This window comes from Proteus sp. PR00208 (assembly GCF_016238545.1).
In the GTDB taxonomy this organism is placed as follows: Bacteria; Pseudomonadota; Gammaproteobacteria; order Enterobacterales; family Enterobacteriaceae; genus Proteus.
In genome coordinates this window covers 39,488-51,962 of sequence record NZ_JAEHQE010000026.1, presented here as the reverse complement: position 1 = coordinate 51,962, position 12,475 = coordinate 39,488, and the positions used below count along the sequence as shown (strand labels likewise).

Annotated in this window: 10 protein-coding genes and 1 pseudogene; 6 read left to right on the top strand and 5 right to left on the bottom strand. The window is 38.7% G+C overall.

The genetic code is table 11. The features are described 5' to 3' along the window. Window positions 1-118: 118 nt before the first annotated feature. The gene (dinG, locus tag JEP36_RS15795; RefSeq protein ID WP_198630451.1) at window positions 119-2,227 is read right to left on the bottom strand and encodes an ATP-dependent DNA helicase DinG; all 2,109 of its coding nucleotides are present in this window, start codon (window positions 2,225-2,227) and stop codon (window positions 119-121) included. Window positions 2,228-2,469: 242 nt separating this feature from the next. On the opposite strand from dinG, the gene JEP36_RS15790 reads away from it, so the two are divergent. Beyond that, a complete protein-coding gene (locus tag JEP36_RS15790) occupies window positions 2,470-3,378 on the top strand; it encodes a LysR family transcriptional regulator (protein WP_109373451.1) in 909 nt (302 codons plus the stop codon). 210 nt (window positions 3,379-3,588) lie between these two features. Then, window positions 3,589-4,014 (top strand): 3-hydroxyacyl-ACP dehydratase FabZ, encoded by a 426-nt coding sequence (gene fabZ, locus JEP36_RS15785; protein ID WP_198620449.1) that lies wholly within the window; start codon window positions 3,589-3,591, stop codon window positions 4,012-4,014. 69 nt (window positions 4,015-4,083) lie between these two features. Here the strand turns inward: fabZ and JEP36_RS15780 are convergent, their stop codons facing one another. Further along, complete coding sequence (locus JEP36_RS15780; RefSeq protein ID WP_198630450.1) at window positions 4,084-5,463, bottom strand: MmgE/PrpD family protein; 1,380 nt, start codon at window positions 5,461-5,463, stop codon at window positions 4,084-4,086. Between the two features lie 81 nt (window positions 5,464-5,544). Beyond that, window positions 5,545-6,912 (bottom strand): adenylosuccinate lyase, encoded by a 1,368-nt coding sequence (gene purB, locus JEP36_RS15775; protein WP_160230094.1) that lies wholly within the window; start codon window positions 6,910-6,912, stop codon window positions 5,545-5,547. A gap of 408 nt (window positions 6,913-7,320) precedes the next feature. Here purB and metC point away from each other — a divergent pair, with 408 nt between their 5' ends. From metC to sseA, 4 genes are all read left to right on the top strand, one after another. After that, window positions 7,321-8,496 carry a cystathionine beta-lyase gene (gene metC / locus JEP36_RS15770; RefSeq protein ID WP_198620447.1) on the top strand — a complete coding sequence of 392 codons (1,176 nt, stop codon included), beginning with the start codon at window positions 7,321-7,323 and terminating at the stop codon, window positions 8,494-8,496. 36 nt (window positions 8,497-8,532) lie between these two features. Further along, on the top strand, window positions 8,533-9,900 hold the full coding sequence (gene dcuC, locus JEP36_RS15765) for a C4-dicarboxylate transporter DcuC (protein WP_109373446.1): 1,368 nt from the start codon (window positions 8,533-8,535) through the stop codon (window positions 9,898-9,900). Window positions 9,901-10,212: 312 nt separating this feature from the next. Then, window positions 10,213-10,398, top strand: a complete 186-nt coding sequence (locus JEP36_RS15760; protein WP_100159496.1) for a hypothetical protein — start codon at window positions 10,213-10,215, stop codon at window positions 10,396-10,398. A gap of 13 nt (window positions 10,399-10,411) precedes the next feature. Beyond that, complete coding sequence (gene sseA / locus JEP36_RS15755; protein WP_198630449.1) at window positions 10,412-11,254, top strand: 3-mercaptopyruvate sulfurtransferase; 843 nt, start codon at window positions 10,412-10,414, stop codon at window positions 11,252-11,254. Between the two features lie 77 nt (window positions 11,255-11,331). Here the strand turns inward: sseA and JEP36_RS15750 are convergent, their stop codons facing one another. Both JEP36_RS15750 and JEP36_RS15745 read right to left on the bottom strand, forming a co-directional pair. Then, window positions 11,332-11,580 (bottom strand): GlsB/YeaQ/YmgE family stress response membrane protein, encoded by a 249-nt coding sequence (locus JEP36_RS15750; RefSeq protein WP_075672760.1) that lies wholly within the window; start codon window positions 11,578-11,580, stop codon window positions 11,332-11,334. A gap of 204 nt (window positions 11,581-11,784) precedes the next feature. Further along, window positions 11,785-12,438: pseudogene (locus tag JEP36_RS15745) on the bottom strand (tRNA-dihydrouridine synthase); the annotation flags it as partial. Between the last annotated feature and the right edge of the window lie 37 nt (window positions 12,439-12,475).

The window sequence follows — 12,475 nt, the reverse complement described above, 5'->3', positions numbered from 1 at the left end:
ATAAAAACTTATAGTAAATAGCCTATATTTATTAATAACACATTAATAAATATATCAAAGTAAGTTAGAGAAGCATAAATCACTAACAAAAGTAAAATCTCTATAATATAATAGAAAATCACTTCTCTTTAGGCATATCTGGTTGATAAATTGGAAAAACTGGCAGTGCAGTTAATAAGCGTGAACCGTAGTTTTTTGTTAATAAACGTCTGTCATAAATGACAATTTCACCATGACAGTGATGACTACGAATAAGGCGCCCAACTTGCTGAATTAAATTAAACGATGCACTGGGTAAGCTTTGCACTTCAAAAGGATAACGTTTGAGTGATTTTAACCACTCTCCCTCAGTTACAATCACTGGATCAGTCACTGGAGGAAAGGCAATTTTATGGATATGTACCTGCGTTAAGTAATTACCTTTTAAATCTAGACCTTCAGCAAAAGATTGTAAGCCAATTAATACACTATTATCACCCGCATCAATACGCTTGCAATGTGTTTCAACTAATCGATAGCGTGGCTGATCCCCTTGTACTAATAAGCATAAACGCAAATCTTTCACTTCTTCTAAAAAACCATCCATTGCACGTTGGCTGCTAAATAAAACCAATTGCCCTCGATGATTATTCTCTTCCATTTCTTGGCGAAAATAACGAGCCATCTCTTTTAAATGCTCACGTTCATGGTGCATAGTTGGCTCATAGTGCATTTTGGGGATCACGAGTTTGCCTTGCTTTTGATGCTCAAAAGGCGAAGACAACGTAATAAAGCGATCATCAAATTGCTCGCTTAATCCCGTCAATTCTTGAATACGAGAATAGCTATTTAATGAACGTAATGTTGCAGACGTAATAACCACATGAGGAATATTTTTCCATAATAATTGCGTCAATTGCTCACTAACCCGAATGCCAGCACAATGAAAATAGAGATGAGACTGTTTTTTATCGTAACGACGAGTTAACCATTTGGATACTGGTGCTTTTGAGGTTTGCTCTAATGTGGCTAAGCGCCAAAGTTTCGCCATATTTTCTAAATAACCCACCATCCTACTGGTAGTTAAAATGGCACGATGTAAACGCACAACATCTTCTTTCGCTGTCCGTTCTGTTAAATCGTTTAAAATAGCTTCGCCCAGCATTTTTAAACCATCCGTTAGCTTAAATAATGTCTGGCAACTTAACAGAAGTTGTTCAGGTAATTCACCTAACGGGAAGAGATATTCATCTTGTTCACTACGTTCTGGTAATAGTGCTCGCGTGAATGTATCAACCTCTTGATAGGCTTCACGTAACTTAGCAATATGAGCATCAAAACGAATAGGATCAGCCAATTTAGGCGGTCTTACAGGAATAAATTGCGCTAAATACTGACTAACATGACGAGTGATATTATCAAGCTGATTATTAAGGGAAACTAAGGTTATTTCCCCTTCGACTTCAAGTGCATCTCGCGCAACATCAGGAATATGATGCCCTTCATCAAGTACCAAAAGCAGATTTTTAGCATCAGGTAACACGGATTCACTTTCCATTGCTGCCATGACTAAAGCGTGATTGGTAATAACCACATCGACTTCATCAATTTCACGGCGCGCAATAAAAAAAGGACAACGATGATAATATTGGCAATTACGCCCTAAACAATTCATTTTATCCGTACTGATTTTACGCCATAAACTATCGGTTAATGCTCGTTTATGGTGATCGCGTAATCCGTCCCAGCCGAAACTAGTGAAATCATTTTTGAGCTCTTGGCAAATTTCTCTTTCTGCACTGGTCGCCACATCCACTTTATCTTCAAGCAAAAACATTAAGTCGATTTGCTCGCCTTCAGTGGCACAAATCGCATCTAAATTGCGAGGGCATAAATAGCGGCCACGACCAAAAGCGCCCGTGAACGTAAGATCAGGAATGATTTTTTTAAGTAATGGCAGATCTTTGCTATAAATTTGATCTTGCAGTGCCACATTCGCCGTACTGATTATCAATGGTTTTTTCTCATCACGACTAATTGCAATCCCCGGAATAAGATAAGAGAGTGTTTTACCCACCCCAGTAGGGGCTTCAATAACAAGATGGCGCCCCATTTCATCAGAAAAAGTCTTAGCTACCTCAGCAATCATTTCACGCTGTGGGGCACGCGGAATAAACCCTTCAATATGCTCTGGTAGGGCTTTATACCACTGACTTATTTGATTTTTAACGGATTGAGAAAGGGACATAACCACTCTGTAACTGATTTTAAGAAAGGCGTCATTGTCTCATAACACTGTATAAAAATCAGTAGTTACCTTTATTTACTCTCTTTTTCATCAAAGAATGGATAACTTCTCGAAATTATTGCTCTTTGTTATGGATTATTCATTCAACTCTTCATAGTATGAGTAACATCCAAAATAGTCTTATAAAAATATTTTTCTTTTGTTTTATTAAGCACAACAACACCAGTTAAGAGATATCTATAATGACTTCCGCAAAACGCCCTATTTTTAACTTAGAACTTGATTTACTTCGAACCTTTGTCGCCGTTGTCGATGGAAATACCTTTGCTGCAGCGGCGGAATCCGTTTGCCGAACACAATCCGCCGTTAGCCAACAGATGCAACGACTGGAGTCTCTACTTGGAAAAGAGCTATTTGCTCGCCAAGGTCGAAATAAAACACTGACAGAAGCGGGTACACAACTGCTTAATTACGCTCGCCGTATTTTACGCCTTAACGATGAGGCATGCCTTTCACTAATGCATGAAGAGATTGACGGCATTTTAAAAATTGGTTCTCCCGATGACACCGCAAACACGATTTTACCTGAACTTCTCGCTCGTTTTTCAGGCGCTTATCCTCGCTTAATTATGGAAATTATTGTTAAACGTAGTCCGTTTTTAATGTCTATGTTAGAAAACAATGAGCTAGATTTAGCCATCTCTACTGAAGAGCATGTGGGTTATCCTAAAATCGTATTACGCGTTTCACCTTCATTATGGTATTGCGGAAAACATTTTAGATTTGATCTTGATGAGCCGTTACCTCTCGTGGTGCTTGATGAGCCAAGCACTTACCGCGATATGATGATAAATCATCTTGATCAGCAAGGTATTCGTTGGCGAATTGCTTATATTGCAACCACACTTTCTGGTGCAAGAGCGGCAGTACGAGCTGGTTTAGGGATTATGGCGCGTTCAATTGAGCTTTCAGGTGATGATTTACGTATATTAGGCGAAAAAGAAGGTTTACCTGCTTTACCTGCGATCCGTTATAACCTTTATTTTAATTCTAATAGCCCAGGGAAAGCGGCACAAATTCTGTTTGATTCATTGAAAAATGAACAAAATGAAGTGATTAATCATGCAGATATCACGCTACAACAAGAATAACCAAAAAAATAAATTATTTCGATAACTCATCAAAAAATGAGAAGTAACAAAGACTGGATTTTTCCTATTCTGGTCTTTGTTATCCACTTAACCCAAATTTCTTAGCTAAAACATAGCTCAATACTGTACCATATTGAATAAGAATGGAATAATAGCCACCTTTATTGTAAAAAGCCTATTTGTTCTATCATCATAACGAGGAGAAAATATATGCCCATTTCCATCAGTGAAATAATGGAAATATTGCCTCATCGTTATCCATTCTTATTAATTGATCGCGTTATTTCTGAGCCAACTGAGCTTGCCAGTGGCAAATTAACCGCCATCAAAAATGTCACAACCAATGACACCGTTGTTTTTGGCGAGTTCTACCCACCTTTATTACTTCTTGAAAGCATGGCTCAAGCTTCGGGCATTCTTGCACATTACTACCTTTCACCTATGAGTGAGGATCAGCAATGTTATTTTGCCAGCATAAAGAATGCTCGGTTTTATGATGCGGTAAAAGCAGGCGATCAGCTAGTTATTGAGATCCAATTTCGCCGACAGCGACGCACTATTGTTAGCTTTTCAGGTACGGTGAAAATTGGGGAAAAGATAGTTTGTACATCTGAATTTATGTGTGCAAGACAATAGATAAAGGATTGGCAGATAAAACCAATCCTTCACACAATAATCTTGTTTATACTATTTCAGCTTAACCTTCTATTTTTTAACACGTAATAATTGTGTTATTTCTGAAATAGTTACATTGTCGAAATGCAGTATTTTCTCAACTAATTGTGCCGATTGTTCAGCTTCTATCACCAAAGATGCATTATCGTAAAACTTACTGATCACATCTTTATCTGTCATTGGATTCTTCGGGTTACCATACTGAATATCTAATCTCTCCGTGATCTTTTCGCCATTTTTTAATGTCACGAAAATTAACCCGGGAAAATAAGTAGGAAATGGAATTTCTCCTTTTTCGGGATAACGATAACTTACACGCTTCGCTAACGATTGAATATCTTCCCGTTGGAGGTTTTCAGGTAATAATGAAGATAGTGTTAATGCATTATCTAAAAAACCCGCAGCAAATAACCACGGTAAACTAAATTTAGCGCCATAAGCTGTTTGAGGTGCCCATTTTGTTTCAGGTGGCTCACAAATCAAAGCAGCAGCTACTGGATCGACAACGCACTCGACACTCTCGATATCATCAGCGGTGATCCCTTTTTTCAGCAAATTACGCCCACAATCAACCGTTGCATGAGCAAAATGGCACACCGGATAAGGCTTAATAGAAACATTTAAAAATTCCCATACTTCACCTAATCCCAATGCAACTTGTTCTGGTTGCGCTTGCTCTCGAATACCATGGGTTTGATAAAGGCTATACCGACCTTCAAATATTGTTTCAGGGCCTGTCATTCCACCTTTTGCTAATGATGCGGCGATAATACCTGATTGTGCAGCCCATCCCGCATGAAAGCATTTAGAAGATGAGCTATTAGTAAGATATTCAGCTACTCCTGCTGCTTGGCTTCCTGTTAACCCTAATGCATTCACAGTTTGTTCAGGCGTCAATTTTAATAGCGAAGCGGCACAAGCCGTTGCGCCAAAAATACCAGCAATTGCGGTGGCATGAAAACCACGCTGATGAAATCCACTATGGCTTGCTAAGCCTACTCTTGCCGCGACTTCCCAGCCAATCACCCACGCCGTTAAAATATCTTGTGATGATGCACCGATAGATTCACCCAATGAAAAAGCAATCGGTGTTAATACTGCACTACCATGTGTAATGGAATCGGTATGTGTATCATCAAAATCTAAAGCATGTGCTGCAATTCCATTGGCAAGAGCTGCCACGGTTGTACTTGCCGTTTGTGAACTTCCCCAAATAGGGATATCACCTTGGCTATTAGGTAAAAAAGCAACGCCTTGTCGCCCTTGAATTGCACTTTGCTGCACACTGCCAGCCAAAGCGACACCTAATGTATCTAATAAATGAATTTTAGCTCGGCTAACAACTTGAGCAGGTAAATCAGAAAATGTGGTTGTGGTAATAAATTGGGCTAACTGCTGACTCAATGTCATAAACACCTCGAAATTGATAAGAAAAAGCCAGCAATATCACCGGCTTTTAGATAATAAGAAGGTTGGAGGTAATTAATTCACTTAGTCATTTAACCAGCCAGAGGCTTTGGTTTGTGCGACAACGCGATCAACCTGAGCTGGTGCATTACCCACATAAGTCGTTGGATCTAACAAAGCATCAAGTTCTTCTTGCGTAATATGATCACGAATACGTGTATCACGATTAATTGCTTCTACGAAGGTAATGCCCTCTTCTTGCCCTGACATTGATGCTTCATACACAATTTCATGTGCCGTTTGTTTACCTGCTTTATCAGATAATGCAAACATCACGCGTTCAGCCAGCATAAAGCCACCCAAAATATCCATATTTTTGCGCATTTTTTCAACATGAACATTTAACCCGCCTAATACTGTTTTCATATTATCAAAAATAACAGACAGCATCAGACACAGTTCTGGCATGATTTTCCATTCCATTTTCCAGATTGCACCATCACGCTCGTGTTGATGTTTCATCATATCGGTTAAAACAGAAAGGTTTGCTTTTAAGGTATTGCTAACACAAGCGGCATTTTCAACAATAGCTGGATTGCGTTTATGAGGCATCGTTGAAGAACCGACTTGTCCTTTGCTGAAAGGCTCTGATAATTCATCAATTTCGTTATGTGCTAATATCAAAATTTCATTGGCAATTTTACCTAATGTACCGCTAATTAAGCCAATCAACATGCCGTATTCGCTAAATCTATCACGTGCAGGTTGCCATGAAATTTCAGGCACACCTAAACCTAAACGTTTTAATACACGCGCTTCTAATTCATCAGCCTTATCACTTAAAGAGGCTTTTGTGCCCACCGCTCCGACGACACTTCCCACAAATAAACGTGGTTCAATTTCTTTAAGACGTTGATAATGACGGGCTAATTCTGTTAACCAAATTGCAGTTTTATGACCAAAAGTGATTGGCAGTGCTTGTAATGCTAATGTGCGCCCTACCATTGGAGTATTTCGGTGTTTTTCACTTAATGATAATAATGAACGACCTAATATTTTGATATCACGAAGGAAAGTATGATGAGCATCTTTAAGTTGCAGTACAAGACCTGTATCAATCACATCTTGTGTGGTTGGTCCAAAGTGAACATATTCACCATAATGTTCAGGGCAAGCATGTTCTAAACCACGAATAGTTGGCACTAATGGATGGCGAGTCAAACGCACTTGTTCTAATACATAATCCATATCGAGCTTTTCAAGCTTTGCGGTGTCTGCAATAACGTTTGCCGCCTCTTTTGGGATCAACCCTAATTCTGCTTGTTCTATGGCTAATGCCGCTTCATAATCAAGCCAATTTTGCATTCTCGTTTTATCAGAAAAAATAGTTCTCATTTCTTCTGTTGACCATAAATTCTTTAATAAAACCGAATCAAAAACGCTGGTTCCCATAATTATTTCCCCTGTTAAAAGAATAATAAAAAAATCGTTTTTTTAATCAAACGACTTGTTAGATTGTTATTTTATTTATGCAATATAATCTCTAAAAAAACACTTTGATAATTTTAATCTAAATTAAAAAATTTCTAATCAATCAAAAAATAACATTAATTCAATATGTTATAAATAACTCTTTATTTATTAGTTATAACTTTTGAATCTTAAATGTTATTTAAGATTTAATTAGAATAATTAATGCTAAAAAATTAGATGAAGATCATCTTTTTTTAAAAAGAGCTATTTTAAAAATAAATAAGTTTGTTATAAATAATAGAAACAGAATAAGCGCAGAGAAAAAAGTAATTAAAGGTTTTATTTAATTACCGGGGAACTCTATTTCTATATTTGGAGATATTAATAATGAAACAAAATAAACAAACAAAACTGATACACAGTGGACGCCAAGAAATTAAAACCTCAGGTCCAGTTAATCCACCCGTTATGAGAGCCAGCACCATTGTTTTTGATTCTATTAAAAGCTGGCGTGATGTCCGTGATCGTCGTGCAACAGAGCGCGTATTGAGTTACGGCGCTCGTGGTACTGAAACCGCTTTTGCACTGGAAGCTTTAGTAACTGAGCTAGAAGGTGGCCATCGCGCTCAACTGTTCCCTACTGGATTGGCAGCTATCGCTGTGACCATTATGGGATATGCACGCAGTGGTGGTCATGTTTTATTTGCAGATTCTGTTTATGAACCCGTGCGTAAAATTGCCTCTGCTTTTCTTGAACCCAATAACATTGCTTATAGCTTCTTTAAAACAGATGGTTCAGATTTTGAGCAAAAAATTCAAGACAATACACAGCTTATTTTTGTCGAATCACCGGGTTCATTACTTTATGAAATGCTCGACTTACCTGAAATCTGCCGTATTGCGCATGAAAGAAATATTCCTGTTGGTGTTGATAATACTTGGGGCTCTGCATGGCTTTATAACCCGCTGGAATTAGGTGCTGATGTCTCAGTTATTGCAGCGACTAAATATTTATGCGGCCACTCTGATGTGATGATGGGAATTATGGTTGCGAATGAAAAAGCATGGGAAAAAATTGGTGCATTGCCTGAAGCATTAGGTCAAGCCAGCAGCCCTGATGATGCGGCATTAGTGCTTCGTGGTATGAGAACACTGGGACAGCGTATTGCAGCTCATGGCAAATCTGCTCTTGCTATTGCGCAATGGCTAGAAACACGTCCTGAAGTTGAAAAAGTGTGGTTCCCTGAATTACCTAATCACCCTCGTCATGATTTATGGAAACGTGATTGTAAAGGCAGCAACGGTTTATTAACCATTGAATTTAAACAAGGTTATACCGCCAAACAATCAGAACAATTTATTGATGCTCTTACACTTTTTGGTATTGGTGCATCTTGGGGTGGATTCGAAAGCCTTGCTTTACCTGCAAATGTTGCGGGAGCAAGAAGTGCTTCTGATTGGCATGAAGGCCACGGTCCTTTTGTTCGTTTACATATCGGGCTTGAAGCAACTGAGGATTTAATTGCAGACATTACACAAGCGTTCTCAGCATTAAATAAATAACAACAATATTATTGCGTCACTACTAGGGAATTTACTATGACAGGTTTAATCATTGCCGCGCTGGTAACCGCGTTGGTGGTTTATCTACTGGCTAGAGGTTATAAACCTCAGCCAGTATTATTACTCGGGGGCTTATTGCTACTGCTCCTAACTGCTTCTCTCGATCTTAATCCGTTACTACCAGAAAATAAATCAACGCAATTTAAGTATTTTGATATTTTCCAAATCTTTACGGATATTATGAGTTCTCGCTTAGCGGGACTGGGCTTAACATTAATGGCTATTGCGGGTTTCTCTCGTTATATGGAACACGTTGGCGCAAGCCGTGCTTTATTTGCCATTTTTGAAAAACCTTTAAAAGCAATTAAATCGCCTTATTTACTTTTGGTTATTTCATTTTTAGTTACCCAAATCTTGGTTATTTTTATTCCAAGTCATGCTGGTTTGGGAATGCTATTAATGGTCACCATGTATCCGATATTAATTCGTTCTGGCATTAGCCCACTTTCTGCTTTAGCGGTTATTGGATGCTGCCAGTTTATCGACCATGGTCCTGGCTCTGGTAACGTCATTATGGCAGCAAAAACTGCGGATATTGAACCTGCCGTTTATTTTGTTCAGCACCAGTTGCCTATTACTATTCCTATTATTATTGCTGTTGCGATTACCCATTTCTTTATTCAACGCTGGTGGGATAAACGTGAAGGATTTGTTTTTGACCCAACAACAATTGATGCAGTTAAAGAAGAAGGAAACAAAATTCCACTGTCTTATGCCTTATTACCCGTGATCCCTTTGGTACTCATTATTGGCTTTAGTCCTTTATTACACCCTTATATTAAATTAGAAGTCACCACAGCTATGGTTATCAGTACAGTGATTGCACTTCTCTTTGAATATGTTCGTTTACGTGATGCAAAGGCCGTAATGAATAGCTTTATGCTGTTTTTTGAAGGAATGGGTAAGCAATTTGTCTTAGTGGTATCGTTAATTGTATCGGGTGAGTTTTTTGCTAATGGTTTATTAAAAAGTGGTGCAGTCGATACACTTATTAGCTCTGCTCAAGATGCAGGTTTCGGTGTTGTCGCCATGATCCTTGTGATGAGTGCCATTCTTGCCTTAGCGGCATTCTTAATGGGCTCTGGTAATGCTGCATTCTTCTCATTTGCAGCCTTAACACCGAAAATTGCGGCTTTCTTAAAAGTGGATGTCATTACCTTAATTCTACCTATGCAAATTATGACAAGCTTTGGTCGTACTGTTTCACCGATTACCGCAGCCATCGTCGCCATTGCAGGTATTGCGAATGTTTCACCATTCCAAATAGTTAAACGAACCGCTATTCCTATGGCTGTGGCAGCCATTGTGAACTTAGCAATGACATTCTGGTTCCTTTACTCGTAAAAATTAAGTTGTATTTTAAATGAAGTCTTAAGTTGCGTTACCCCTTTCCCTTAAACTCATTTACTCCTGAGTTTAAGGGGTTTTTCTTATCATTGACTGTAACCTTTGATTGAAATCATTAACACAACTTGTACTGTAATTAAGGCTATTTATAAAGGTAAATAGCCTTTTTTACATCTCTATTCACCCTATTTAACGCGATAGAACGCCTCTCCTTTATTCTGTATTTTTCCTCAATCTGGAGACTTAGCGCTTGTTTCAACCTCATATCTCGATATACTTTTGCGCAACATTCATCTGCAAATGAACATTATGAAAAAAATAATTATCGTTGTTATCGCACTACTTGCTTTTGGCTCTATCGGTGGCGTTTTCCTTGCGGGATTAAATATTTATACCCGTTCAACTACACCAATAGAAAACAAACAAGCTCAACCTGAAACATCGCCAACACAACAATTTCCAGCAATACCCGACAGCTCACCTTCAACAAAATAAATGAGGTTGCACTATGGAATATGATTACTTTGTCACGCCCCAATGGCTATTTGAACATCAAAATGATAGCGACCTTGTGATCCTTGATGTCAGTGCGCCGATGCCAACACAAAACATTGACTATTCAGCACTTTATCTTGAACGTCATATTCCACATGCGCATTTTTTTGATCTTGATGAAGTCGCCGATAAAACCACGCCACTCCCCCATATGTTACCTTCTGATGCACTATTTTCAGAAACGTTGACGCAATTAGGTATTTCTAATACCACTACTGTCATTATTTATGATCAAGGTAATTTATTTTCAGCGCCACGAGGCTGGTGGACATTCACGACATTAGGTTGTCGCAATGTGCGTATTTTAGCGGGTGGATTACAAGCTTGGATTGATGCTGGATTTGAAATCCAACAAGGTGAAGTCATTGCTACGCCAGCAACTTCGCCTTTTGTGGTTGAGCGTCATACTCAACGTTATGCCAATAAACAACAGCTTCTTGATAATCTCAATACCAAGCAAAAACAGATGATAGATGCTCGTTCGGCAGACAGATTTTATGGTAGAGCACCAGAACCTCGCCCTGGTTTGCGCAGTGGACATATTCCCAGCAGTAAAAATGTACCTTGGAATGAATTAGTGACTGATGGGCAATTAAAAGATAATGCGGAACTGAAGCAAATATTTGAGCAAGCAGGCGTGGATTTATCACAGCCAATCATTGTTACTTGTGGCTCAGGCATGACAGCAGCTATTTTATTTTTAGCGTTAACGGTACTCGCTTGCCAATCTATTGCACTTTATGACGGCTCTTGGGCGCAATGGGGCGCTGAAAGTGCCCTCCCTTGTGAATGCTAATTTAATCAGCTTTTGCCTTAAAAAAGTAAACCCGCATTACGCGGGTTTATTATCACTCTCTGTTTGGCGTGAAAGTATTAACTTGCAAATATCTTTGCAAGATAGAGCACAACAATGGCACCAATAACCGCAACTACAAAGCTGCCAAAATTAAATCCGTCTACTTTACCTTTACCAAAGAAGCTACTAATTGCACCACCCACAACGGCACCGACAATACCCAGAATACAAGTCCATATCAGACCAATATCATAAGAGCCAGGCATTAAGAATTTCGCTAAAATACCCGCGATCAAACCAAAGATAATCCAAGCAATAATTCCCATATTTCCCCCTAAAAATAGTCATGATATAAACAACATACCTAAAAATGTCACTTATTGAGTGTAAGTCGAAATAGTTATTTTTTCCAATTATTGGAGATAAGTAACATTATATTTAAGATAAACAGAAAGATTATGACTTAGCAAACAAAAAAATAGCGCTGATTAATTAGCACTATTTTTTTATCAAATGAGATGATTTTTAAATTACAACGCTTCTATTGCTACAGCGATTTCTGGCGAGGTTTTTAGTGTTCGAATTTGCCTAAATAACTCATCGGCTTCTGGATACTCTTTGCGTAAATAGCTAAACCACTGCTTAATACGTGATGCATGATAAATCGTCGTATCACCGCGCTTTTCTAAACGAACATAGCGCTTTAATAGTTGGATAACCTCTGACCATGGCATTCTAGCTTCTATGCCTTTTACAACTCGGCTTAAGTTAGGGGTATTCATTGCACCACGACCAATCATTATCGCATCGCAACCTGTTGTGGCTAAGCAGGCTAATGCGTCTTCACGGTTCCAAATTTCACCATTAGCAATCACAGGAATAGAGAGTCTTTGGCGGATCTCACCAATGGCCTGCCAATTGATTTTTTCCGCGCTATAACCATCTTCTTTTGTTCTGCCATGAACAGTGATTTCTGTTGCACCACCTTGTGCCACGGCATCTGCAATTTCATGGCTATACGCTGAAGAATCCCAACCTAGTCTCACTTTAACAGATACTGGCAATTCTAAAGGTACAGCATTACGCATCGCTTTTGTAGCTTGATAAATCGTTTCTGGCTGTTTTAAAAGTGAAGCTCCACCACCACTGCCATTAACCGTTTTTGAAGGGCAGGCAAAGTTTATGTAGGGTAAATATTTTTATTTACTCAAATTATGTGAA